Genomic DNA, 23,723 nt, shown 5'->3' on the forward strand with positions numbered 1-23,723 from the left:
CATAAATAATAGAAATTTATATACTAATCGGAGAACAAACATGAAAACAATCGGTCTTATCGGCGGAATGAGCTGGGAGAGTACGACTTCCTATTATCAGCTCATCAACGAGACAATCAAAAATGAGCTTGGCGGGCTGCATTCGGCCAAAATTCTGCTTTACAGTGTTGACTTTGCAGAGATTGAGCACTATCAGGCAAGCGGCGACTGGGCTAAGAGTGCGGAAGTGCTGAGCAAAATTGCCCAGAAGCTCGAGCAGGCTGGTGCCGACTTTGTTGTCATCTGCACCAACACCATGCACAAGGTGGCTCCGCAGATTCAAGAAAAAATCACCATTCCTATTTTGCACATTGCACAGGCAACTGCTGAGTCTCTTCTTGAAAATGGCATTCAAAAGGTTGGTCTCTTGGGCACCAAGTACACCATGACTCAAGATTTTTACAAGGACAAACTGCTTGAAGCGGGATTAGAAGTGCTGATTCCAGACCAAGCTGGCATTGCCGAGGTCAACCGAATCATCTATGATGAGCTCTGTTTGGGAGACATCAAAGACAACTCCAAGCAAACCTACCTTGCCATCATTGATGATTTGAAAAATGCTGGTGCCCAAGCCGTTATCCTAGGCTGCACAGAGATTGGCCTCTTGGTCAAACAAGCAGACACAGACCTTCCCCTCTATGACACAACAGCTATCCACGCGGAGAAAGCAGCGCAATTAGCGGTGAATGAATAGATTAGAAAGAGACAGATGACTATTTTGACAGAAGATGCTGCAGTGGTAGGTTAGGTATTAGGAGGTTAACATATAGAACTCTTCTTCTCAAAAGTCGTTAGCAGCCTTTTAGAATAGTATTGTTTGCTCCAATTCCCTTTATCTATTGGCTTAGCAAAGGCAGAAATAACGCTCATTTTCTAAGTTGGCTGGGATTTAAGAAAGTTAGTAAACGTGATCTTATAATATCTTTTCAGGCCGATGTGCTGCGTTTATGCTAATTTAGTATCAAATTAGTCGTTAAAATAGGAGCGAACTTATGGTAAAATCTAATAGGAAAGCAAGTTTTTCTTATCCCATTGATAAGGTATGGGAACTTGTCACTGATTTATCCAATCAAACTTGGAGAAGTGATCTTGGTCATTTTGAAAAGATAGACAAGAAACATTTTATTGAATACACTCAAACTGGTATTCAGACAAATTTTAAGGTGATCAAAGTCGATTTGTACAAGCTCTGGGAACTTAAGTTTGAAAATAAAAATCTCCAAGGCACTTGGCTAGGACAGTTTGATTATCATGATGGGCAAACTGTCCTAGATTTTACAGAAAATGTCACTGTTAAAAATGTTCTCTTGACACCATTTGTCTGGCTTTATTTAAGAAAGCAGCAAAAGCAGTATTTCCGAGATTTAGAAAAAGTGCTGGAAGTTAAATAGTAAAAAATAAAATCGCCCATTAGGGCAAAGAAAAATAGAAAGGAACAAGGGTAGCCGTATTCTCTAAATTGAATACGGGCACTCTTAATTCTCTATCAAAAAATTGTAAAACAGAAAGGAATGGGTTACAAGTTAGCACAACTGAACCCGGGCGGAAAGCTCGGAATTTAGATAAACCGCCTAGGACGCAAGCGTCCGTCGTTGGTTTCCTAAAATTCAGTCGCTTTCTTGTCGCCCTTGGTGTCTTAAACATGATCAATCGTTATTCCCGCCCGGAGATGGCGGCTATTTGGAGTGAAGAGAACAAGTACAAGGCTTGGTTGGAGGTGGAAATCCTCGCAGATGAAGCTTGGGCTGAGTTGGGTGAAATTCCCAAGGAAGATGTGGCCTTAATTCGTGAGAAGGCGACTTTTGACATCGACCGCATTTTAGAGATTGAAGAGGAAACCCGTCACGATGTGGTGGCTTTCACCCGTGCGGTTTCGGAAAGCCTTGGTGAGGAACGCAAGTGGGTCCACTACGGTCTGACATCGACCGACGTGGTGGATACGGCTTACGGTTACCTCTACAAGCAGGCCAACGATATCATCCGTCGTGACCTTGAAAACTTTACCAATATCATCGCCGACAAGGCTCGTGAGCACAAGTACACCATCATGATGGGGCGGACCCACGGTGTTCATGCGGAGCCAACGACCTTCGGTCTTAAACTAGCGACTTGGTATAGCGAAATGAAACGCAACATGGAGCGTTTTGATGTGGCGGCCAAGGGCGTTGAGGCTGGTAAAATTTCAGGTGCGGTTGGAAACTTTGCCAACATTCCTCCATTTGTGGAAGAGTATGTTTGTGGCAAATTAGGCATTCGTCCGCAGGAAATTTCTACCCAGGTCCTTCCTCGTGACCTCCACGCAGAATATTTCTCAGCTTTAGCCTTGATTGCAACGTCTATCGAGCGTATGGCGACAGAGATCCGTGGGTTACAAAAATCTGAACAACGTGAAGTCGAAGAGTATTTCGCCAAAGGCCAAAAGGGCAGCTCTGCTATGCCCCACAAACGCAACCCTATCGGCTCTGAAAATATGACCGGTCTGGCTCGTGTGGTGCGTGGTCACTTGGTGACGGCTTTTGAGAATGTGGCTCTCTGGCATGAACGTGATATTTCCCACTCGTCAGCGGAGCGGATTATCACGCCGGATACGACTATCCTCATCAACTATATGCTCAACCGTTTTGGCAATATCGTCAAGAACTTGACGGTCTTCCCTGAAAATATGAAACGCAATATGGAGTCAACCTTTGGCTTGATTTACAGCCAGCGTGTCATGCTTAGTTTGATTGAAAAAGGTATGACCCGTGAGGAAGCCTATGACTTGGTGCAACCCAAAACGGCGCATTCTTGGGACAATCAAGTGGACTTTAAACCTCTCCTTGAGGCTGATGAAGCTGTAACATCACGCCTGACTCAAGATGAAATTGACGAGCTCTTTAATCCTGTATATTATACAAAACGCGTGGATGAAGTCTTTGACCGTATCGGTCTTGGAGATTAATATTTTTGAAAAAGGCAGAGCACCTCAGCTGAAAAGTTGAGGTGTTTTATAATTAAGCAAAAAAGATTGTTTATAGAAATTTTTCAGAAAATTCAGCCAACATTCTTGGTTTTAAATAGTGAGGTTTGGTATAATATAATTTGGAGACCAAGTTATCGAAGAGGGTGATATGGACGGTAAGAAATTTGGACACAAAGTCAGAGATTTAAGGAAAGCAAAGGGAGTTACTCGCGAAGAATTTTGTGGCGATGAAGTTGAATTATCAATACGCCAGCTAGCGCGCATTGAGAGCGGTCAATCTATCCCTACACTAGCCAAAGTTAACTATATTGCTAAAAGATTGGGTGTCACGGTTGGGAGCTTGACCGATGGAGATAACCTAGAACTTCCTAAAAGATATAAGGAATTGAAGTATCTCATCTTGAGAAATCCAACTTATTTAGATAAAGAACGTATAGAATTGCGAGAAGAACAGTTTGATGAGATATTTGAGAACTATTATGACAATTTGCCTGAGGGGGAACAGTTAGCTATTGATTGTTTACAGGCAAAGTATGATATCTATGTTAGTCAAGATGTGACCTTTGGAACTGGAATTATAGATGACTATTTTAATCAAATTAAGCATAAGTCTCAATATACTGTAAATGATCTAATTATGATTGATTTATACCTAGTAAACATTTTTCCACAGATTAAAAAGGAAAATTTTAAAGATAAAAAGCTTTATTTTCAATTAGTGGATCGATTATTGGAGCAAGAAAATTTTCTTGATTTAGATGATTTGTTCATCTTAAATAATGTTTTAATTAATACCTGTGATTATTTTTTCACTCTAAGTGAGGAAGAGTATCTTGAAACAATAATATCAAAGTGCCACCACTTGATGTCAAAGGTTCAAGATTTTCAAAAGGTACCTATTGTTAATCTTTTAGAATGGAAGATGAGCTTATACATTCTAAAAGATAGAGAAAGAGGCTTAAAGTCCTTTGAGAGAGCTAAGATGTTTTCTGAAATGATGAATGACCTACAGTTAGCCACAAGGCTTTCAGATGAATGGGAAAAGGATCTTCGGTTATTAGAAAAATATAATTAAAACTTGAAGCCATCATTGGCTTCAAGTTTTTAATAACATGACATTTATGTCATGTTATTAAAAAGGTAAAAGAGGTAAGATTATATGTGTAAACAAAAATTATTTTCAAGGAGATTGAACATGAAAAAGTTCTTTAACAAATACACATTATTCCACCTTCTTTTTATCGCAACAATGGTTGTTAAAATGTTTGGTGATGACGTTATTGATAGATGGTGGGGATGTTAAAATATTCCAAAATACGAGTTCGCCATTGTAATATTTAAAGGAGAAAAATTAATGAAGCTTATGATTACTAATAAAACTTTTGTGCCGCAGTTGGTTTGGCTTTCGTCGCCAGACACCTTGTCTGAGGAGTTATTGGTTTTGAAATCTAGGGAGACTAGGTGTGTGGCGGGGACATCGGCTTTACGAGATGTGACAGTGTGGGATAGGAGTGTTGAGTACCGCTTGGGACAGTCTGATTGGAAGCGAATGCGACATCATTTTAGGATTCAGATGATGGGTTGATTTTTGAGATGATGTCTTTGTTGGGATGAGATCGAACAACCTAAATAGAGGTGTCATTGTGTGCTATGCTCCTCTTTTTATGATAAAATATCCTCATGACTAGATTTTTAGATGCAGAGACAATGGGTGATGAGGCTGCTGTGGAGCGCACGCTTCGACCCCAATATTTTAAGGAATATATCGGACAGGATAAGGTTAAGGATCAGTTGTCTATTTTTATTGAGGCTGCTAAGCTCCGAGATGAGGCATTGGATCACGTTCTGCTCTTTGGACCTCCGGGTCTAGGTAAGACGACGATGGCTTTTGTTATTGCCAATGAGCTGGGGGTTAATCTCAAGCAGACTTCGGGGCCGATTATTGAGAAAGCTGGTGATTTGGTGGCTATTCTTAACGACCTTGAGCCTGGTGATGTTCTTTTCATTGATGAAATTCACCGTATGCCTATGGCGGTTGAGGAGGTTCTCTATTCTGCCATGGAGGACTTCTATATTGACATTATGATTGGTTCGGGTGAAACAAGCCGTAGCGTCCATTTGGACTTGCCACCTTTCACACTGATTGGGGCAACAACTCGTGCGGGTATGCTTTCAAACCCTTTGCGCGCTCGTTTTGGAATTAGCGGTCACATGGAGTATTATGAGCTTGAGGATTTGGCGGAAATAGTAGAACGTACGGCAGATATTTTTGAGGCGGAAATTACGCCTGAGGCCGCCATCGAGCTGGCTAGACGGAGTCGAGGGACGCCTCGTATTGCCAATCGACTTCTGAAGCGCGTGCGTGATTTTGCTCAAATCATGGGAAATGGCCTTATCGATGATAAGATTACAGACAAAGCACTTAGCATGTTAGACGTAGATCACGAAGGTTTGGACTACATTGATCAGAAAATTTTAAGAACGATGATTGAGACCTATGGTGGTGGCCCAGTTGGGCTGGGAACCCTTTCTGTTAATATTGCTGAAGAAAGAGATACCGTGGAAGACATGTACGAGCCTTACTTGATTCAAAAAGGTTTTATCATGCGAACAAGGACAGGGCGTGTGGCAACTGCAAAAGCTTATGAGCATTTAGGCTATCCTTATCAGGAAAAATAAGAGGATGAGGGTAGAAAATTTTCGAAAAAGACTGAGAGGCTGGGACTTGTCCGAGTCTTTTTGTTTAGTCTTTTGAATGAAGTTTCAGATTTGCTCTTTTCTTCTGAATGGTTTTTCTAAATAGCTAAAGGCTCTTGAAGAAAGGGAAAGAATCTTTATAATAATATATGTAAGCGGTACCAATACAATAGAAATTCCCAAAGGAGTAACCATGTCACAACGTATCACTAAAGAAGAATTTCTAGGAATGATACGGTCAGGAATTATCGTCTCTTGTCAGGCCTTACCACATGAGCCACTTTATAGCGAAAAAGGCGGTGTCATGCCTCTCTTGGCTCTTGCAGCTGAGCAAGCGGGTGCAGTTGGAATTAGAGCAAATTCTGTCCGTGACATTAAAGAGATTCAAGAAATTACAAATCTACCGATTATCGGTATCATCAAAAAGGACTATCCACCAGAAGAGCCTTTTATCACCCCAACCATGGCTGAAGTGGATCAGTTAGCTGCGCTTAATATTGCAGTTATTGCTCTGGATTGTACTCAAAGGCCTCGTCACGATGGTTTGACGGTAGCAGAGTTCATTCATCAGGTAAAAGAAAAATATCCAGACCAGCTTTTAATGGCAGATATTTCAACTTTTGAAGAAGGTGTTTTGGCTGCTCAAGCTGGTGTTGATTTTGTTGGTACGACTCTTTCAGGCTACACTTCCTATAGTCGCCAAGAAGATGGGCCAGATGTAGAATTAGTAAGACGTTTGGTTGCAGAAGGCTTGGACGTTATTGCAGAAGGTAAAATTCATTATCCAGATCAGGCTAAGTTGGTTAGTGATCAAAAACCAGCAGGTATTGTTATTGGCGGAGCCATTACCCGTCCTAAAGAAATTGCAGAGCGCTTTATCAAGGCTCTAACAGAATCATAAATAGGTCAAAAAATCTATCATCATTAACAAAAAGGAGTTAAGGATATGAAACTAAAGAAAACGCTCATGTCTCTCTTTACAGGGGCAGCCCTGTTATCACTAGCAGCATGTGGTGGCAGTGAGAAAGCTGAAAAGTCAGCTGAAAGTTCATCGGATTCAGGAGCACAGACTACGGTGACTTGGTGGGCATTCCCAACCTTCACACAAGAAAATGCTAGCGATGGAGTCGGAACTTATGAGAAGAAAATCATCGAAGCTTTTGAAAAAGCTAACCCAGACATCAAGGTTAATCTTGAAATGATTGACTTCACCTCTGGACCTGAAAAAATCACCACCGCTATCGAAGCGGGAACAGCACCGGACATTCTTTTTGATGCTCCTGGACGCATCATCACCTATGGAAAAAATGGTAAGTTGGCTGAATTGAATGACCTCTTCACAGATGATTTCATCAAAGACGTCAACAACGACCAACTGATTCAGGCTTCTAAAGCTGGCGACACGGCTTATATGTATCCTATCTCAACAGCACCATTCTTTATGGCTTTGAATAAAGCGATGCTGAAAGATGCAGGTGTTCTTGATTTGGTGAAAGAGGGCTGGACAACAGATGATTTTGAAAAGGTCTTAAAAGCTCTTAAAGATAAAGGATATAACCCAGGTTCCTTCTTTGCAAACGGTCAAGGTGGAGACCAAGGTCCTCGTGCCTTCTTCGCTAACCTCTACAGCTCAAGCATTACAGACGAGGGAGTGACAAAATACACAACTGATACACCAGAATCTGTTAAAGCGATGGCCAAAATTCAAAGCTGGATTAAAGACGGTCTCTTGATGAACGGTTCACAATATGACGGGTCTGCCGATATTCAAAACTTTGCCAATGGTCAGACCTCCTTTACGATTCTTTGGTCACCTGCTATGCCTGGCACACAAGCTAAACTTTTGGAAGCAAGTAAAGTGGAATATGTTGAAGTTCCGTATCCTTCAGAAGACGGAGTACCTGCGCTTGAATACCTTGTAAACGGCTTTGCTATTTTCAATAATGGTGACGACAAACGTATCGAAGCCTCTAAGAAATTTATCCAATTTATCGCTGACGATAAGGAATGGGGTCCTAAGAACGTTGTTCGTACAGGTGCCTTCCCAGTTCGCACCTCATTTGGTAAACTCTATGACACAGAACGCATGGAAACCATCTCAGGATGGACAAAATATTACTCACCTTATTACAATACCATTGATGGCTTTGCTGAAATGAGAACTCTCTGGTTCCCTATGGTACAAGCTGTTTCAAATGGAGATGAGCAACCTGAAGCCGCTCTTAAAGACTTCACAACAAAAGCTAACGAAACGATTTCTAAAGCAGCTAAATAATGCCAAACACTAAAGCTCGCTCCTTTTCTTGACTGTTTATGATGGAAAAGGAGTGCTTTTGTTTAGTTGTTTAATTGAGAGTGGGACTGGACTTGTTCCAGGTGAATTAAGCGACTAAACAGATTCGTTGAAAAATAAATAAAGGAGAGGTGTCTCATGCACGTCAACAAAATAAAAATGAGAGAGACTGTGGTCTCCTACGCCTTTTTGGCGCCGGTTTTGATTTTCTTTGTGATTTTTGTTCTAGCTCCTATGGTGATGGGATTTGTCACGAGTTTCTTCAACTACACCATGACGGATTTCACTTTTGTGGGGTTGGATAATTACGTTCGGATGTTTAAGGATCCTATTTTCACGAAATCGTTAATCAACACTCTGATTATCGTGGTGGGTTCTGTGCCAGTGGTTGTGCTGTTCTCGCTTTTTGTGGCAGCACAAACCTATGAAAAAAATGTCATCGCACGTTCTTTCTATCGCTGTGTTTTCTTCCTGCCAGTTGTCACAGGTTCTGTTGCTGTGACCGTGGTATGGAAATGGATTTACGACCCGATGTCGGGGATTTTGAATTACATTTTGAAAGCAGGTGGCCTTATTGAGCAAAACATCATGTGGCTGGGTGATAAGAATTGGGCACTTTTGGCTATCATTATCATCTTGTTGACGACATCTGTGGGTCAGCCAATCATTCTCTACATTGCTGCGATGGGGAATATTGATAATTCTCTTTGTGAAGCGGCGCGTGTAGATGGTGCTAATGAATTTCAAGTTTTTTGGAGTATTAAATGGCCAAGTCTCTTGCCAACAACTCTTTACATTGCTATTATCACAACAATCAACTCCTTCCAATGTTTTGCCTTGATTCAGCTTTTGACATCTGGTGGTCCAAATTATGCCACCTCTACACTCATGTATTACCTTTACGAAAAGGCCTTTAAACTATCTGAGTATGGCTACGCTAATACCATGGGTGTCTTCTTAGCTGTTTTAATTGCCATCATCAGCTTTGCTCAATTCAAAATTTTGGGTAATGACGTGGAATACTAGGAGGTGACTTATGAAAAAGAAAACGTTCAACCTATTTGACATTGCTTCGTCAATTATCCTCTTGATTTTAACAGTTCTCTTTGTCTTTCCCTTTTACTGGATTATGACAGGAGCTTTCAAGGCGCAGCCAGACACGATCGTGATTCCGCCACAGTGGTGGCCAAGCAATCCGACGATTGAAAACTTCACGTCTTTGATTGTGCAAAACCCAGCCCTCAAGTGGCTTTGGAATAGTGTTTTTATCTCGCTGGCTACCATGTTTTTGGTTTGTCTGACCTCTTCTCTAGCAGGTTATGTTTTGGCTAAAAAGCGGTTCTACGGACAAGGTTTGCTCTTTACCATCTTCATTTGTGCCATGGCGCTTCCTAAGCAGGTTGTCCTTGTTCCCTTAGTTCGTATTATCAATTTCATGGGCATTCACGATACGCTGGCAGCGGTGATTTTGCCACTGGTTGGTTGGCCTTTTGGTGTTTTCTTGATGAAGCAATTCTCTGAAAATATACCAACAGAACTTTTGGAGTCTGCTAAGATTGATGGTTGCGGCGAGATTCGTACCTTTTTCAACGTTGCCTTTCCTATCGTTAAGCCAGGTTTTGCAGCCTTAGCTATCTTCACCTTTATCAATACATGGAACGACTACTTCATGCAGCTGGTTATGCTGACTTCTAGGGAAAATTTGACGGTGTCTTTAGGGGTTGCTACCATGCAGGCGGAGATGGCGACTAACTATGGTCTTATCATGGCAGGAGCAGCGCTGGCGGCTGTACCAATCGTAACGGTCTTTCTAGCCTTCCAAAAATCCTTCACACAAGGGATTACCATGGGTGCTGTCAAGGGTTAAAGGAGGACGCTATGATTTACGATCATATCACAAATCTTGGGCTTTACAAGGGGATTCACCCCAATCTGGACAAAGCTTTGCGCTATCTTGAGGAGACTGATGTCAGAAAATTAGCCGTCGGTACTTATGAAATTGATGGGGAAAATGCCTTTCTCTTCATTCAGGAAAATAAGCTTGACGATACCTCTGAGAATCGTTTTGAGTATCATAGGCGTTATCTAGATTGTCATCTGATTTTAGAAGGAGCAGAACTTATCCGTTACGGTTGTGGAGCCAAGACGGAGCTGGTTGATTTTGATGAGGGTAAGGATATTGGTTTTGTCAGTTGCCAAGGTAGATATGATTTTGACTTGGTTGATAGCTACTGTACCCTATTTTTCCCAGGAGAAGCACACCAGCCAAATATCTTTAAAGAGCACCTAAAAGCTGTCAGAAAATGCGTTATCAAGGTCCTGATGGACTGATTTAGAAAGGAAAAGGGATGAAAAAGACATCGACAAGTCTGATAAAAACGATTTTCGGGTTGGATAATGCCTTTGTGCGAACCTGCGCTCTTATCTACGATTTGATGCTGGTCAATGTACTTTTTGTCCTGACCTCTTTACCAGTGCTGACTATCGGGATGTCTAAGTACAGTCTTTACCAAACCCTGACGGAGCGACGAAAAAGTTCAGAGATTTCAGTTATCGGGACTTATCTCGCTTATTTCAAAAGTAAAAAAGGTTTTACTCTAGGTTTGGTAGAAGTTCTGTTGACTGCGGTTTGCCTCTTTGACATGTTGATTCTGCTGGGGCAAACTAGTTTTCTGGCGCAGCTCGTCAAGATGCTCAGTCTCAGCATTTTATTCCTTATGACGATGACTTTTTTCATGGCTTATCCTTTGGAAACAAAAGCAGAGCTAGCATTTAAGGATTTGCTTAGACAAGCATTTCTGTTGGCGGGTGTCCATTTGCCAGTGACCTTGCTTGCTCTAGCGGTGCTACTAGGAGTGTTCTTCCTGCTCTTATTCTCAGGACTTACTCTCCTAATAGGCTTATCACTCCTAGCCTTGGGCGGCTATGCTGGTCTGGTTTACGGGCACCTTTATTTACTAGAAAAAAGAACAAAATAGAGAAAGAAAACAACAATGAAAAATTTAGAAAAATATCAAGGCGTTATCCCTGCTTTTTATGCTTGCTATGATGAGGCAGGTGAAGTCTCTCCAGAAAGAGTCGGTGCTCTGACTCAGTATTTTATTGACAAGGGTGTCAAAGGCCTCTATGTCAATGGTTCCTCTGGTGAATGCATCTATCAAAGCGTTGCAGACAGGAAGCTTATTTTGGAAGAAGTGATGGCGGTTGCCAAGGGCAAATTGACCATTATCGCTCATGTTGCCTGCAATAACACCAAGGACAGTTTGGAGTTGGCTGCCCACGCGGAGAGTTTGGGAGTTGATGCCATAGCAGCTATTCCGCCGATTTATTTCCGCTTGCCTGAGGCATCGGTAGCTAAATACTGGAACGATATTTCAGACGCCGCACCAAATACAGATTTTATCATTTATAATATTCCGCAATTAGCTGGAATCGCCCTGACACCAAGTCTTTATCGTGAAATGTTGAAAAATCCTCGTGTTATTGGGGTGAAAAATTCTTCTATGCCAGTCCAAGATATTGAAACCTTTGCAAGTATTGCTGGCAGTGACCACATCGTTTTCAATGGTCCAGATGAGCAATTTTTGGGTGGTCGTCTGATGGGAGCTGGTGGTGGGATTGGTGGTACCTACGGCGCCATGCCAGAACTCTTCTTGCGTCTCAATGACTTGATTGCAGAAAAAGACTTGGAGACAGCTAAAGAACTTCAGTATGCCATTAACGCCATTATCGCTAAGCTTTGCTCAGGTGTTGGGCATATGTATGCGGTCATCAAGGGTGTCATTGCTGTTAACGACGGGCTTGACATCGGGTCTGTCCGTTTGCCGCTCAGCCCTTTGACCGAAAAAGACCAAGAAGTTGTGCAAGAAGCAGCCAGCCTTATCCGTGCTGCAAAGGAACGTTTTTGTTAGGAGGTTGCTATGAGTCAGTATTTAGCCATTGATATTGGCGGAACAGCCATTAAGTATGGGCTCATTGACGAGGCAGGAACCATTTTAGAACGCCACGAAAAGCCGACAGATGCGCATTTAGGTGGTCCACACATTTTAGAGACCGTTTGTCACTTGGTCGAGTCTTATGGAAAAATAGCAGAGCTAAAAGGTGTGGCTCTGTCTTCCGCAGGCATGGTTGACCCAGTCAAAGGAGAAATTTTCTACTCAGGTCCGCAGATTCCAAACTATGCTGGGACCAAGTTCAAGGCAACCATTGAAGAAAGATTTAATCTGCCATGTCAGATTGAAAATGATGTCAACTGCGCCGGTCTGGCAGAAGCCATCTCAGGTGCGGCAAGAGGGAGTCGGCTTTCGCTTTGTCTGACCATTGGCACAGGAATTGGAGGGTGTTTAATTCAGGAGGGACAGATTTTCCATGGTTCTTCTTATTCGGCTTGTGAAGTGGGGTATCTTCCGCTACCGGGCGGTGCGTTTCAAGATATTGCTTCAACGACAACTCTTGTCAAAAGGGTAGTTGAAGCGACAGGCGATAATCCTGCCGAGTGGAATGGGAGAAGGGTTTTCACAGAAGCCAAAGCAGGAAATACTATTTGCCGCTCTGCCATTTCCCAACTGGTTAAAAATCTAGCCCTGGGCATTGCAAGTATCTGCTACGTGGTCAATCCAGAAGTGGTTGTTTTGGGCGGCGGCATCATGGCTCAGGAAGACTATCTGCGACCTGAACTAGAAGAAGAACTGGCTAAAGTTCTGGTACCAAGTATCTCTGAGAAAACGCGGCTTGCCTTTGCTATGCATCAAAATGATGCTGGCATGCTAGGAGCTTATTACCACTTTTTGAGCAGACAGGGGGCCTAATGTATGCAGGATACCATGACTTTACAGGAGATGTTGACTTACCGAGGTCGTCAGGAAGTGCCCAATGATTTTGATGATTTTTGGGACAAGCTTCTCACAGCAACCCCCTTACCTGACTATGAGCTAATTGAGCAGAACTTTGGTTTAAAGTCGGTTATGTGCTACCAGCTCCGTTTTCAGTCTCCAAAAGGTTCCACAGTTTTTGCTAAGTGTCTCTTTCCAAAGCAAGTTTCTCCGTGTTCTGTTGTTTTTTATTTCCACGGTTACCAAGGGCAAAGTCCAGATTGGACGGAAGGGCTCAAATACACGGCTGAGGGTATGGGAGCTGTTTTTATGGACCTTCCAGGACAAGCAGGGCAGTCCAGAGAAAATGGTAATTACACAGGTATGATGGTCAAGGGGCAGGTCATTCGCGGTATGCTAGATGGGTCTAAAGAGCTCTTTTATACAGATGTTTATCGCTCTATTGTGCAAATGATTGACATTGTGGCTAGTTTTGATTGGGTGGATGAACAGGAACTATACAGCTATGGTGCTTCTCAGGGCGGAGCTTTGGCTTTGATCGCGTCAGCTCTTTCTCCAAAAATCAAGAAAACAGCGACTATCTATCCCTTTTTATCAGATTTTAAGAGAGTTTTGGAATTGCAGGTCAAGACCGAAGCCTACGACGAACTTTTCCGCTATTTTAAATTCTCGGATCCTTTCCACCAGACGGAAGAAGCAGTGCTGTCAGCCCTGTCTTATATTGATGTCAAAAACTTTGCCCACCGTATCACTTGTCCCGTGCTCTTTGTAACAGGATTGGAAGACGATGTTTGTCCACCGTCAACTCAATTTGCCATCTACAATCGTCTGACTACGACAAAATCTCATCACATCATGCCAGATTATGGGCACGACGCCATGAATGTCAAAGTCAATGATTTGGTCTATGACTTTTTGAGAAATAGCCATGTACTAGGCTAACTCAAGGATGAATCAAAAAGAGTTTGGGATAAAATTGATTTTTAGCTTCCTCACCAAGAATTTTTAAAAAGGTAAATAAAATATCAAAAGCGAATAAAACTGAAATCTGACTGACTATCAGAAAAACCAGTTTTGTTCGCTTTTATAGTTATTTGACCTAGCTTTGAGACATCGTCACTTTCGGCTTGCCTTACTCTAGCACTGCCTACACCTCAGTTCCTTGTCTGAAAGCTAATTCATTTGCCTATATATTTTTGAGGAGAAACTTTTGTCTCAGACTCTTTCTACCTATAGGATAGTGTTTTTAAAAATGAGTTCTTTTTGAGGACGACCAATTTCTAAGAAGTAGGCATAGAGGATATCTACCATTACCAGCAATGGGAATTGCGGTGAGATGCGATTGCCGTAGTTGAGTTGATGGGCGGAAGCCACACGGATAACGTCGGTATAGAAAGGTTTTTTTTCAAACTGTGCGGTTGTCATTAGAACTGTTTTAGCGCCTTTGGCATGAGCTTTTTCAAGACCAGACAAGACAGCTGGTGTCTTTCCTGACAAGGAAAGACCGACCACTAGACAATTTTCACTTAAGCTGTTGGCGTTCCACAACATGTTTTCGGTAGTTGTGATGGCATCGCAGATTAAACCCAGCCGCATGAAGCGGAGTTTGAGTTCTTGGGCTACAAGAGCTGAGCTTCCCTTACCGTAAAAGTAGGCTCGATCAGCCTTTTCAATCATCTCGGCCAGGTTCTGTAGTTGTTCTTCATTGACCAGATCGTGAGATTGTTGGATGAGCTCATGATAGTCCTGCATGACTCTTTTGGTTAAGTCTCTGTGAAAGATGGCAAAATCCTGCTGATCAGATTTTTGGCTATTGAGATACTCAAAAATGAACTCTCGATAGCCTTTGAAACCACATTTTTTAGCAAAACGGGTTAAGGTAGCCTGAGAGATGTGAAGGGTCTGAGTGATTTGCGTTGCCTTTAAATCCTCCTCAGAAAGCTTCTGACTTATAAAATAATCGGCAATACTCCGTTCCAAGCTAGTCATACTAGGCAAATAGACAGAGATTTTACTTGTTAGCGAACCAGCCATAGAAAACCCTTTCAAGATAAGATGGTATATTAAGTATATCATAAAATAAAAATCCTTGTGAAAAATTTTTTTGCGTCAGAAAATAGGGGTTCTTATATATAGGAAGAAATCAGTAAATATAGCGATATGATAAGGTTTTTGAGCAAATTTATATTAGAAAAAAGCGTGACCTTTTGTGATAAAAGTGCTATGATATTCCCTAAGGAGGTGGACTATGAGTCTTGCATCACAGGCTATTTTAGAGGTTGAAGGAAGAATTTCCGACCGTCTAAAGGCGCATGAAGAGGCAATTTTAGCTCTCAGACACAAGACAGACGAAGATTTAGCTGCTGCTGAAGAAGCGAGTGGTCAAGCCATCTTGACCTATAAAGAAGCTAAAGAGTCTGAATTGGCTGGTGCGATTGCACAGAAAGAAGCAACATCTCAGCAACAGATTTCAGAAGAAGTTGCGAGATTAACTGACCAGATTGCTCAGAAAGAAACTGAGTTAATCTCCAGCATTTTAGAGGAGGTAGAGGCGCGATATGGCGGTATCTAAAATGCAAAAACTCCTCATTCTGACCGATTATCAGACTAGAGGAGACCTTTTAAAATCCGTCCAAGAATGCCAAGCCTTTGAGCCTATTTCAGTAAAAGGACCTGACCGCGAACACAGTCACGATAATTTGGTGGCTGATATTCAGTCTCTAGAGGCTGAACTAGCTCGGATAGCTCAGGCTCAGAACTATCTGAAAGCTGTAACACCTAAGAAAATTTGGGGTGACCGTTTTCAGCTGACTGCGCAAGCCTTTGACCAAAAAATCGCTCAGATTAAAGAGCGTGACCTTTTGGGACAGGTACTGGAACTTCAAAAAAAGGCGGAGCTAAGACAAAAGAAGCTCATAAGTTTGGATGAAAATATCGAACTTGCAACTAAGTGGAAGACGTTGCCGTTTTTGAAAAAAGACCGCAGGAAATTAAAAGCTATTTATGCTATCGCGGGAACCTTGCCGGAAGATCCAAATCATGAAAAATTGGCACAGCTTTTGGCCCATGAGGAGTTCTACGTGGAACGCCTGTTCCAAAATGATTTGGAACAAGGTTTGGTGGTTTATGCCAATCGTTCTGGTAAGCATGAATTAAAAGAGTTTTTGGACGGTCTTCATTTTGATCAGTTTGATTTTCCTTTTGACAAGTTACCAGCTGAGAAATTAGAGGATTTCAAGACTGAGAGAGCCAGTCTTTTAGCAGAACAAAAAGCTGATGCGGCTCTCTTGAAGGACTTGGGAAATTCCTATGCGGATTTGATGCTCTTAGAAGAGGAACTTTACAATCAAAAAGAACGGCTCCATGCAGAGCAACTCTTAGCTTCTGGTCAGGAGTTGGTTGGTTTATCTGGTTGGGTTAAGGAAGATGAGGTTCCTCACCTGAAGGCTCTCCTAGCTGAAACCTTGCCATCAGGAGCCTATGCTATTCTGATTGATGACAGTCAGGTTTCTGAAAAAGAAATCCCGACACAGCTTGTCAACCATCCTCTGGTTGAACCTTTTGAAGTTTTGACAGAGATGTACAGCCTACCGAAGTATTCAGAGGTGGATCCCACACCGCTTTTGGCACCATTTTACGCTGTATTTTTTGGCATGATGGTGGCCGATATCGGATACGGACTTCTGCTCTGGCTGGGCACATGGTATTTGCTCAATAAAACCAAGGCCACGAGAGGTGCTAGGAAAAATTACAAACTATTTCACATCCTGTCCTACCCGACCATTTTATGGGGAGTATTCTTTGGCTCCTTCTTTGGTGTTGAACTCCCTTTCCATGTTCTATCGACGACAGGAGATGTCATTTCGATTTTGGTTTTGTCGGTGGTTTTCGGGCTAATTCAGCTGATTTTTGGTCTCATGGTCAACACCCACCTGCAAATCAAGGATAAGAACTATCCGTCAGCAGTTTCTGATGGCTTAGGTTGGATTGGTCTTTTAGTTGGCGTTATCCTCATTGCTGCTCAGAGTTTTACAGGAATAGCGGTGCTTGGAGAGATTGCCAAGTGGCTAATCATCATCAACGTTGCCATGATTGTCTTGGGAACGGCTGCTGGTAGCAAAAACAAATTACTAGGCATTGGTTCAGGTCTTTACAAACTCTATGGGGCGACTTCTTACATTGGAGATATTGCCAGCTATACCCGCCTCATGGCTTTGTCGGTATCTGGTGCCTCTATTGCAGCTTCCTTTAACATGGTTGTAGGACTTCTACCGCCAGTGGCTCGCTTTACGGCAGGGATTCCATTGATTATTGCCCTGCAACTGCTTAACCTAGGCATGTCCTTGCTTGGGGCTTACGTTCACGCTATTCGTCTGCAGTTTGTCGAATTCTTCGGCAAATTCTACGAAGGTGGTGGTCGTGCCTTTAAGCCTTTAAAAACGTACGAAAAATACACAGATTTAAAAACAAGAAAATTGGAGAAATAAGATGAAAGCATTAATTGAATTTTTGTCAACACAAAACGGTGGTATGATGTTGGCAGCTACTGGTATGGCTCTATCAATGATTTTGGCAGGAACAGGATCAGCCAAAGGCGTTGGTATGACTGGTGAGGCAGCAGCAGCTATGTCCAAAGAACAACCTGAAAAATTTGGTAAATCTTTGGTGCTTCAACTATTGCCAGGTACGCAAGGTTTCTACGGTATGATTATTGCTCTTATGATTTATGGTAAGATGAGTGGCACTATCGATGCTGGCCTTGGGATGAAACTTTTGGCAGCAGGATTTACCATGGGCTTCACTGGTCTAACTTCAGGCATTGCCCAAGGTCGTGTAGCGACAGCTGGTATCCAAATCTTGGCAAAAAATGAAGAACACTTCATGAAAGGTGCTATCTACGCAGGGATGGTTGAAATGTACGCTATCCTTGGACTCGTTATCGCCCTCATGATGATTATCTAAGGATGGGCCTATGACAGAATTACAGGAATTTACGGCTAATATCCTAGCCCGTAAAGAAGAGGAATTGGCGCTTTTGATGAAAAAGGCGGTTGCTGACGAGCAAGCAAGACTTGAAGCTGGTTTAGCTAGCCTCTCAGATAGAGAAACTGCTGAAAAAGCCAAGCTAGACAGTCAGTTTGCCTTGGAAACGGCAACCGCTATGCAAGCTATTGACAATAAAAGTCGTAATGCCATCCTATCAAACCGTCAAGAGCAACTGCACAGCCTGTTTGATAAAGCTTACCAAGTCATGGCGGCCTGGGATTCAGAAAGGTTTAATAGCTTCTTACAGAAGGTGTTAGGTCAATTAGATGACAGCAAGCACTACAGCCTACAGTTGGGTTCGCAAAGTCAGCATAAAGTGGCCTTACCAGCTTATGTTAGTCTGATTACAGAGACTATCCCAAATGAAGCAGGCTTTGTCCTTGAAGCTGATGGAGTGCGCTACAATTACCTCTTCCGAGCTCTTTTGACCGATGTGACTCCAGATTTAATTGGATTATTGTCGCGCCGACTGGGCTAGCAAGGAGGTAGCTATGTTGGATATTGACTATGCAAGTATCAATACGGCTGTCCGTATTCGCGAGAACGATTTGCTAACCAAAGAAACCTTTGAAGGGCTTTTGAAGGCCAAAGATTTTTCACAGGCACAGCAACTATTGAAATCAACAGCTTATCGTGACGTCCCTGAAGACTTCGAGCCCCTTTTGGTAGCTGAATTGGCAAAAACTACGGACTTTGTGACTGAGCAAGTAGCTGGCGCACCAGTTGCTCAAATCTTTTCTCTGATCTATACCTACCACAACCTCAAGGTGCTTTTAAAAAACCACTTGGCAGGTCTAGATTTGGAGCATCTCTTAGTGCATATGGGGGCCTTCGATTTGGATGAACTCCGTCATCTGGTCAAGACCGAACAGTCGGAGACGCTTCCTGAGCTTTTGGTACAAGCGGTGCAGGATACTTGTCAGGAATACCGGGAGTACGGACGTCTGGAGAGTGTTGATGTTCTCCTTGACCGCCGATACTTCAAGCACTTGGTGGCAGTCGCTAGAGAACTAGCCGACCCAGCTATCCTCAATATGGTGCAGGCGTGGGTTGATCTTTACAACCTCAACTGTATCTTCCGCTTGCGGGATAAAAAGCTATCGCGGGCCTTTCTCATGTCCGTTTTATCAAACGAGGGACAGCTCAAACACACCGAACTCATTGCCTTGGCACTAGCCAATCGCTATGATGACCTCTTAGCTCTTTTAAATGAGACTGATTATGCCAGCGCTCTGACAGGTATGATTGACCAAGAGGGGGACCTCAACCTCTCACTAGAGTTGGCTCGTGACCGAGTGTCTCATGTCTATCTAGACGACGCCCGCTTTGAAGCTTTTGGCTTTTTACCTCTGTTGGCCTATAACTACTATAAGGAGATGGAAGTCAAGAATCTTCGCCTAATTTTGACGGGCAAGATGAATGACTTTGATCAATCTATGCTGAGAGAAAGGATGAGACCGATTTATGACTTATAAAATTGCTGTTGTCGGCGACAAGGACTCAATCCTACCTTTCAAGATGATTGGTTTTGAGATTTTTGATGCTAGGACCGGACAAGCTGCGCGTCAGCATATTGATTATCTGGCAGAGAGTGATTACGGTATCATCTATGTGACAGAAAGTCTGGCTCAAGAAATCCCAGAAACCATTGCCCGTTATCGAGATCAAGCTGTCCCAGCGGTTATTCTGATACCAAACTACAAAGGAAGCCTAGGGATTGGCATGCAAAACATTCAAGATAATGTGGAAAAAGCTATCGGGCAGAATATTTTATGATGAGATTAACAGATTTGCAGCTCGCAAATCCTCTCTTTGAAAATTGGGAAGAAACGATTATATGGTCTTGTTTACAAGGGATTATGAGGGATATTTTTGTTGATGACTTATCAACCCCCAAATCTGCACTTGCGAAACTCGGGAAAATAGCGTCGTTTGGTTTCCTTGCTGGAGAGCCGAGTCGTGAGCTGATTGAATCTTGTCGTGGTGAGGATATTATCTTAGTTCCTCAAAATGAAGCTTGGTCACGCCTGATTCAGACGACTTATTGCGATAAAGCTAAAGCTTTTACCAGATACGCGACCAAAAAAGAGAGCTCCTTTGATCCTTTAAAATTACAGACTTTTGTAGATGATTTAGCAGAAGATTTTGAGATTTGTCAAATTGATGAGCGCCTCTATCAGCTCTGCCTACAAGAGGAATGGTCTCAAGACTTAGTTTCCAATTATGATGATTATACCCATTACGACCGCTTTGGTCTTGGCTATGTCATCTTGCATAAAAATCGCCTAGTCGCTGGGGCATCTTCTTACTCTAGCTATCGTGGTGGTATTGAAATCGAGATCGACACTCATCCAGAATATCGTCAGCAAGGTCTAGCTAAGGCGGTTGCCTCTAAACTAATTTTAAAATGTTTGGAAAGAAATCTCTATCCAAGCTGGGATGCTCATACAACAATCTCATTACATTTAGCCCAACAGCTTGGCTATCACTATTCTCACAATTATATAGCTTATGAAATAGATTGGTCAGTCGTTTAAAGACAACTCTCAATTTATGAGAAAAGTTACCACCCAACGATTATCGTCCTTGCCCCGTGAGAAGGGGATGAACGGTTTAAGTTCATTTTAGGCATGTTTACTGCTAAATTCACAATTTTGGACGATAACCATAGAAAAGAACCATAAAAAGGAGATTCCTTTTGAAAACTGGAACAATTATTAAAGTATCTGGACCACTTGTTATGGCTAGTGGTATGGCAGATGCAAACATTCAAGATATCTGTAAGGTCGGGAACACAGGCCTTATCGGTGAAATTATCGAAATGCGTAAGGACGTGGCCTCCATTCAGGTTTACGAAGAAACCTCAGGAATTGGACCTGGTGAGCCAGTTGTAACAACTGGTGAGGCTCTTTCAGTTGAACTTGGCCCTGGAATCCTATCTCAAATGTTTGATGGCATTCAGCGTCCCCTTGACACCTACCATGAGGAAACCAACTCTGATTTCCTTATCCGCGGGGTTGATATTAAGCCTTTGAGTCGTAAAAAGACCTGGACTTTCACACCGACAGTTGGCGTGGGCGATACCGTAGTGGCTGGCGACATTGTCGGCACAGTCCAAGAGACCTCTGTCATTGAGCACCGCATTATGGTGCCTTTCGGTAAGGGTGGCGTGGTAAAAGCTATCGCTTCTGGTGATTATACCCTTGAAGACACAGTTTACGTCCTCGAAACAGATACAGGTGAGGAAAATTTCACCATGATGCAGAAGTGGCCAGTTCGTCGTGGACGTCCATTTGCCCAAAAACTCAATCCTAAAGAACCAATGCTGACTGGTCAACGCGTTATCGACACCTTCTTCCCTGTGGCAAAAGGTGGAGGTGCAGCCGTTCCTGGACCTTTTGGAGCTGGGAAAACGGTCGTGCAGCACCAAGTGGCTAAATGGTCTGACGTGGATTTGGTTGTCTATGTTGGTTGTGGTGAGCGCGGGAACGAAATGACCGACGTTCTGAATGAATTTCCAGAACTGATTGATCCAAATACAGGTCAATCGCTCATGAATCGTACTATTCTGATTGCTAACACTTCAAACATGCCCGTTGCAGCGCGTGAAGCATCAATCTATACAGGTATCACCATTGCTGAGTACTTCCGTGATATGGGCTATAATGTAGCCATCATGGCGGATTCAACATCACGTTGGGCGGAAGCTCTCCGTGAGATGTCGGGTCGTCTAGAAGAAATGCCAGGAGATGAAGGATACCCAGCCTACCTTGGTTCCCGCATCGCTGAATACTATGAACGTGCGGGTAAGGTGATTTCTCTTGGTAGTAAGGGGCGTGAAGGTTCTGTTACAGCTATCGGAGCGGTATCGCCTCCAGGAGGAGATATCTCTGAGCCTGTCACACAAAACACTCTCCGTATCGTTAAGGTTTTCTGGGGACTCGATGCAACGCTGGCGCAGAAACGTCATTTTCCATCTATGAACTGGCTTAGTTCTTACTCCCTCTATTCAGATGAAATCGGTGAGTTTCTTGATGACAAATTGCAAACCAACTGGTCTGAAAAAGTGACCCATGCCATGAGAACCTTGCAAGAAGAATCTGAATTGGAAGAAATTGTCCGATTGGTTGGTTTGGATTCTTTATCAGATAAGGACAAGATTACCATGCAGATTGCCCGCATGATTCGTGAAGACTATCTTCAACAAAATGCTTTTGACGAGGTGGATACCTTTACATCATATGCTAAGCAGTCGCTCATGCTGGATTTGATTATCACCTTTGAAAAAGAGGCACGTAAAGCTCTCAAGCTAGGTGCTTATTACACTGAAATTTTGGAAGGTACAGTAGAACTCCGTGACCGTATCGCTCGAGCCAAATATGTGGCTGAGAAGGATTTGGACAAGTTGTCAGCTCTGCTTTTGTCCATACCAGAAGAACTCAAAGCTATCGTTGCAAAAGGAGGAATGACGCATGATTAAAGAATATAAAACAGTCAGCGAAGTTGTCGGTCCTTTGATGATGGTTGAAGGCGTTGAGGGCATCAAGTTTGATGAACTGGTTGACATCCAAATCCAAGATGGGTCTATCCGTAGAGGTCAGGTTTTGGAAGTTCAAGAGGACAAGGCTGTCGTTCAGCTTTTTGAATCTGCTGCCGGTATCAACCTGCGTGATACCAAGGTTCGTTTCCGTGGGAAACCGTTGGAACTTGCTGTGTCTGAAGATATGCTTGGTCGTGTCTTTGATGGTATGGGGCAAGTAAAAGATGGGGGACCTCAAATTTTGGCGGAGCAGAGTCTTGATATCAATGGTCAGGCCATCAACCCAATCCGCCGTGACTATCCAGATGAATTTATTCAGACCGGTATTTCAGCAATCGACCACCTCAACACTCTCGTCCGCGGTCAGAAACTACCTGTATTTTCGGGTTCTGGTCTTCCCCACAAGGAATTGGCGGCTCAGATTGCTCGTCAAGCGACCGTTCTTAACTCTGATGAAAAATTTGCCGTTGTCTTTGCGGCCATGGGAATTACCTTCGAAGAGGCCGAGTACTTCATGGAGGATTTCCGTAAGACAGGTGCCATCGAGCGTTCTGTTATGTTTATCAACTTGGCAAATGACCCAGCGATTGAACGTATCGCAACGCCTAAGATGGCACTGACAACGGCTGAGTATTTGGCCTACGAAAAAGACATGCATGTGCTGGTTATCATGACTGATATGACCAACTACTGTGAGGCGCTTCGTGAAGTCTCTGCAGCTCGTCGTGAAGTTCCTGGGCGCCGTGGTTACCCTGGTTACCTTTACACAAATTTATCAACTCTTTATGAACGGGCTGGCCGTTTAGTTGGTAAAAAAGGATCTGTAACCCAAATTCCAATTCTAACCATGCCAGAGGACGATATCACCCACCCAATCCCTGACCTGACTGGTTACATCACTGAAGGTCAGATTATCTTGGCGCGGGACTTGTACAATGCTGGCTATAAACCACCAATTAACGTGCTCCCATCTCTCTCTCGTTTGAAAGACAAGGGGACCGGCGAAGGGAAAACCCGAGCGGACCATGCGGCTACAATGAACCAACTTTTTGCGGCTTACGCCCAAGGAAAACAAGTTAAAGAATTGGCGGTTGTTCTAGGTGAATCAGCTCTGTCTGAAACGGACAAGCTTTACGTTAAATTCACCACACGTTTTGAGGAAGAATACATTAACCAAGGTTTCTACACCAACCGTAGCATCATTGATAGCCTGACTTTGGGTTGGGAACTCTTGTCAATTTTGCCACGTACAGAACTCAAACGTATCAAGGACGATATGCTAGATGAGTACCTTCCAAAAGTGGAGGGCTAGCC

General features: G+C 43.1%; 25 protein-coding genes. 24 read left to right on the plus strand and 1 reads right to left on the minus strand.

The window, feature by feature from the left end; all coding sequences use genetic code 11:
- The first annotated feature begins 40 nt into the window (after positions 1–40).
- The 15 genes from G576_RS0107290 to G576_RS0107365 all read left to right on the plus strand — a co-directional run bounded on the left by G576_RS0107290 (position 41) and on the right by G576_RS0107365 (position 13,765).
- Positions 41–733 (plus strand): aspartate/glutamate racemase family protein, encoded by a 693-nt coding sequence (locus G576_RS0107290; protein ID WP_027974045.1) that lies wholly within the window; start codon positions 41–43, stop codon positions 731–733.
- 298 nt (positions 734–1,031) lie between these two features.
- Positions 1,032–1,430, plus strand: a complete 399-nt coding sequence (locus G576_RS0107295; protein WP_027974046.1) for an SRPBCC family protein — start codon at positions 1,032–1,034, stop codon at positions 1,428–1,430.
- A gap of 251 nt (positions 1,431–1,681) precedes the next feature.
- Positions 1,682–2,980 carry an adenylosuccinate lyase gene (gene purB, locus G576_RS0107300; protein ID WP_027974047.1) on the plus strand — a complete coding sequence of 433 codons (1,299 nt, stop codon included), beginning with the start codon at positions 1,682–1,684 and terminating at the stop codon, positions 2,978–2,980.
- A 169-nt stretch (positions 2,981–3,149) separates the two neighbouring features.
- Positions 3,150–4,076 (plus strand): helix-turn-helix domain-containing protein, encoded by a 927-nt coding sequence (locus G576_RS0107305; protein WP_027974048.1) that lies wholly within the window; start codon positions 3,150–3,152, stop codon positions 4,074–4,076.
- A gap of 279 nt (positions 4,077–4,355) precedes the next feature.
- The gene (locus G576_RS0107315; RefSeq protein ID WP_027974049.1) at positions 4,356–4,586 is read left to right on the plus strand and encodes a hypothetical protein; all 231 of its coding nucleotides are present in this window, start codon (positions 4,356–4,358) and stop codon (positions 4,584–4,586) included.
- A 95-nt stretch (positions 4,587–4,681) separates the two neighbouring features.
- Complete coding sequence (gene ruvB / locus G576_RS0107320; RefSeq protein WP_027974050.1) at positions 4,682–5,680, plus strand: Holliday junction branch migration DNA helicase RuvB; 999 nt, start codon at positions 4,682–4,684, stop codon at positions 5,678–5,680.
- A gap of 211 nt (positions 5,681–5,891) precedes the next feature.
- Positions 5,892–6,599, plus strand: coding sequence for an N-acetylmannosamine-6-phosphate 2-epimerase (locus G576_RS0107325; RefSeq protein WP_027974051.1), 708 nt, complete (start codon positions 5,892–5,894; stop codon positions 6,597–6,599).
- 45 nt (positions 6,600–6,644) lie between these two features.
- Positions 6,645–7,973, plus strand: a complete 1,329-nt coding sequence (locus tag G576_RS0107330) for an ABC transporter substrate-binding protein (RefSeq protein WP_027974052.1) — start codon at positions 6,645–6,647, stop codon at positions 7,971–7,973.
- Positions 7,974–8,129: 156 nt separating this feature from the next.
- Positions 8,130–9,017 (plus strand): carbohydrate ABC transporter permease, encoded by an 888-nt coding sequence (locus G576_RS0107335; RefSeq protein WP_027974053.1) that lies wholly within the window; start codon positions 8,130–8,132, stop codon positions 9,015–9,017.
- A gap of 10 nt (positions 9,018–9,027) precedes the next feature.
- Positions 9,028–9,858, plus strand: coding sequence for a carbohydrate ABC transporter permease (locus tag G576_RS0107340; protein ID WP_027974054.1), 831 nt, complete (start codon positions 9,028–9,030; stop codon positions 9,856–9,858).
- Between the two features lie 11 nt (positions 9,859–9,869).
- Complete coding sequence (locus G576_RS0107345; RefSeq protein ID WP_027974055.1) at positions 9,870–10,322, plus strand: NanQ anomerase/TabA/YiaL family protein; 453 nt, start codon at positions 9,870–9,872, stop codon at positions 10,320–10,322.
- A 17-nt stretch (positions 10,323–10,339) separates the two neighbouring features.
- Positions 10,340–10,969, plus strand: coding sequence for a DUF624 domain-containing protein (locus G576_RS0107350; RefSeq protein ID WP_027974056.1), 630 nt, complete (start codon positions 10,340–10,342; stop codon positions 10,967–10,969).
- Positions 10,970–10,984: 15 nt separating this feature from the next.
- Positions 10,985–11,902, plus strand: coding sequence for a dihydrodipicolinate synthase family protein (locus G576_RS0107355; RefSeq protein WP_027974057.1), 918 nt, complete (start codon positions 10,985–10,987; stop codon positions 11,900–11,902).
- A gap of 9 nt (positions 11,903–11,911) precedes the next feature.
- Complete coding sequence (locus G576_RS0107360; protein ID WP_027974058.1) at positions 11,912–12,799, plus strand: ROK family protein; 888 nt, start codon at positions 11,912–11,914, stop codon at positions 12,797–12,799.
- A gap of 3 nt (positions 12,800–12,802) precedes the next feature.
- Complete coding sequence (locus G576_RS0107365) at positions 12,803–13,765, plus strand: acetylxylan esterase (RefSeq protein ID WP_027974059.1); 963 nt, start codon at positions 12,803–12,805, stop codon at positions 13,763–13,765.
- Between the two features lie 288 nt (positions 13,766–14,053).
- Here G576_RS0107365 and G576_RS0107370 read toward each other — a convergent pair whose 3' ends face one another.
- On the minus strand, positions 14,054–14,857 hold the full coding sequence (locus G576_RS0107370; protein WP_037618720.1) for a MurR/RpiR family transcriptional regulator: 804 nt from the start codon (positions 14,855–14,857) through the stop codon (positions 14,054–14,056).
- Between the two features lie 214 nt (positions 14,858–15,071).
- Between G576_RS0107370 and G576_RS0107375 the strand changes: the two genes are divergently transcribed.
- The 9 genes from G576_RS0107375 (at position 15,072) to G576_RS0107415 (ending at position 23,721) form a co-directional block, all read left to right on the plus strand.
- A complete protein-coding gene (locus tag G576_RS0107375) occupies positions 15,072–15,395 on the plus strand; it encodes a hypothetical protein (protein WP_027974061.1) in 324 nt (107 codons plus the stop codon).
- On the plus strand, positions 15,382–17,310 hold the full coding sequence (locus G576_RS0107380) for a V-type ATP synthase subunit I (RefSeq protein ID WP_027974062.1): 1,929 nt from the start codon (positions 15,382–15,384) through the stop codon (positions 17,308–17,310). The genes G576_RS0107375 and G576_RS0107380 overlap by 14 nt, the downstream gene beginning before the upstream one ends.
- Position 17,311: 1 nt before the next feature.
- Entirely contained in the window at positions 17,312–17,785 is a 474-nt protein-coding gene (locus G576_RS0107385) for a V-type ATP synthase subunit K (protein WP_027974063.1), read from the plus strand.
- A 10-nt stretch (positions 17,786–17,795) separates the two neighbouring features.
- On the plus strand, positions 17,796–18,347 hold the full coding sequence (locus tag G576_RS0107390) for a hypothetical protein (RefSeq protein WP_027974064.1): 552 nt from the start codon (positions 17,796–17,798) through the stop codon (positions 18,345–18,347).
- 13 nt (positions 18,348–18,360) lie between these two features.
- The gene (locus G576_RS0107395; protein WP_027974065.1) at positions 18,361–19,344 is read left to right on the plus strand and encodes a V-type ATPase subunit; all 984 of its coding nucleotides are present in this window, start codon (positions 18,361–18,363) and stop codon (positions 19,342–19,344) included.
- Positions 19,334–19,645: a V-type ATP synthase subunit F gene (locus tag G576_RS0107400; protein ID WP_027974066.1), complete on the plus strand. Its 312-nt coding sequence runs from the start codon at positions 19,334–19,336 to the stop codon at positions 19,643–19,645. The genes G576_RS0107395 and G576_RS0107400 overlap by 11 nt, the downstream gene beginning before the upstream one ends.
- Positions 19,642–20,406, plus strand: a complete 765-nt coding sequence (locus G576_RS0107405) for a GNAT family N-acetyltransferase (protein WP_027974067.1) — start codon at positions 19,642–19,644, stop codon at positions 20,404–20,406. The genes G576_RS0107400 and G576_RS0107405 overlap by 4 nt, the downstream gene beginning before the upstream one ends.
- A 161-nt stretch (positions 20,407–20,567) precedes the next feature.
- Positions 20,568–22,349 carry a V-type ATP synthase subunit A gene (locus G576_RS0107410; protein WP_037618725.1) on the plus strand — a complete coding sequence of 594 codons (1,782 nt, stop codon included), beginning with the start codon at positions 20,568–20,570 and terminating at the stop codon, positions 22,347–22,349.
- The gene (locus tag G576_RS0107415; protein WP_027974069.1) at positions 22,342–23,721 is read left to right on the plus strand and encodes a V-type ATP synthase subunit B; all 1,380 of its coding nucleotides are present in this window, start codon (positions 22,342–22,344) and stop codon (positions 23,719–23,721) included. The genes G576_RS0107410 and G576_RS0107415 overlap by 8 nt, the downstream gene beginning before the upstream one ends.
- The last annotated feature ends 2 nt before the right edge of the window (positions 23,722–23,723 follow it).

The organism is Streptococcus porci DSM 23759, assembly GCF_000423765.1.
GTDB classification, from domain to species: domain Bacteria; phylum Bacillota; class Bacilli; order Lactobacillales; family Streptococcaceae; genus Streptococcus; species Streptococcus porci.

Coding starts and splice junctions, on each gene's coding strand:
- G576_RS0107290 (WP_027974045.1), top strand. CDS start 41: ATGAAAACAATCGGTCTTATCGGCGGAATGAGCTGGGAGAGTACGACT.
- G576_RS0107295 (WP_027974046.1), top strand. CDS start 1,032: ATGGTAAAATCTAATAGGAAAGCAAGTTTTTCTTATCCCATTGATAAG.
- purB (WP_027974047.1), top strand. CDS start 1,682: ATGATCAATCGTTATTCCCGCCCGGAGATGGCGGCTATTTGGAGTGAA.
- G576_RS0107305 (WP_027974048.1), top strand. CDS start 3,150: ATGGACGGTAAGAAATTTGGACACAAAGTCAGAGATTTAAGGAAAGCA.
- G576_RS0107315 (WP_027974049.1), top strand. CDS start 4,356: ATGAAGCTTATGATTACTAATAAAACTTTTGTGCCGCAGTTGGTTTGG.
- ruvB (WP_027974050.1), top strand. CDS start 4,682: ATGACTAGATTTTTAGATGCAGAGACAATGGGTGATGAGGCTGCTGTG.
- G576_RS0107325 (WP_027974051.1), top strand. CDS start 5,892: ATGTCACAACGTATCACTAAAGAAGAATTTCTAGGAATGATACGGTCA.
- G576_RS0107330 (WP_027974052.1), top strand. CDS start 6,645: ATGAAACTAAAGAAAACGCTCATGTCTCTCTTTACAGGGGCAGCCCTG.
- G576_RS0107335 (WP_027974053.1), top strand. CDS start 8,130: ATGCACGTCAACAAAATAAAAATGAGAGAGACTGTGGTCTCCTACGCC.
- G576_RS0107340 (WP_027974054.1), top strand. CDS start 9,028: ATGAAAAAGAAAACGTTCAACCTATTTGACATTGCTTCGTCAATTATC.
- G576_RS0107345 (WP_027974055.1), top strand. CDS start 9,870: ATGATTTACGATCATATCACAAATCTTGGGCTTTACAAGGGGATTCAC.
- G576_RS0107350 (WP_027974056.1), top strand. CDS start 10,340: ATGAAAAAGACATCGACAAGTCTGATAAAAACGATTTTCGGGTTGGAT.
- G576_RS0107355 (WP_027974057.1), top strand. CDS start 10,985: ATGAAAAATTTAGAAAAATATCAAGGCGTTATCCCTGCTTTTTATGCT.
- G576_RS0107360 (WP_027974058.1), top strand. CDS start 11,912: ATGAGTCAGTATTTAGCCATTGATATTGGCGGAACAGCCATTAAGTAT.
- G576_RS0107365 (WP_027974059.1), top strand. CDS start 12,803: ATGCAGGATACCATGACTTTACAGGAGATGTTGACTTACCGAGGTCGT.
- G576_RS0107370 (WP_037618720.1), bottom strand. CDS start 14,857: ATGGCTGGTTCGCTAACAAGTAAAATCTCTGTCTATTTGCCTAGTATG.
- G576_RS0107375 (WP_027974061.1), top strand. CDS start 15,072: ATGAGTCTTGCATCACAGGCTATTTTAGAGGTTGAAGGAAGAATTTCC.
- G576_RS0107380 (WP_027974062.1), top strand. CDS start 15,382: ATGGCGGTATCTAAAATGCAAAAACTCCTCATTCTGACCGATTATCAG.
- G576_RS0107385 (WP_027974063.1), top strand. CDS start 17,312: ATGAAAGCATTAATTGAATTTTTGTCAACACAAAACGGTGGTATGATG.
- G576_RS0107390 (WP_027974064.1), top strand. CDS start 17,796: ATGACAGAATTACAGGAATTTACGGCTAATATCCTAGCCCGTAAAGAA.
- G576_RS0107395 (WP_027974065.1), top strand. CDS start 18,361: ATGTTGGATATTGACTATGCAAGTATCAATACGGCTGTCCGTATTCGC.
- G576_RS0107400 (WP_027974066.1), top strand. CDS start 19,334: ATGACTTATAAAATTGCTGTTGTCGGCGACAAGGACTCAATCCTACCT.
- G576_RS0107405 (WP_027974067.1), top strand. CDS start 19,642: ATGATGAGATTAACAGATTTGCAGCTCGCAAATCCTCTCTTTGAAAAT.
- G576_RS0107415 (WP_027974069.1), top strand. CDS start 22,342: ATGATTAAAGAATATAAAACAGTCAGCGAAGTTGTCGGTCCTTTGATG.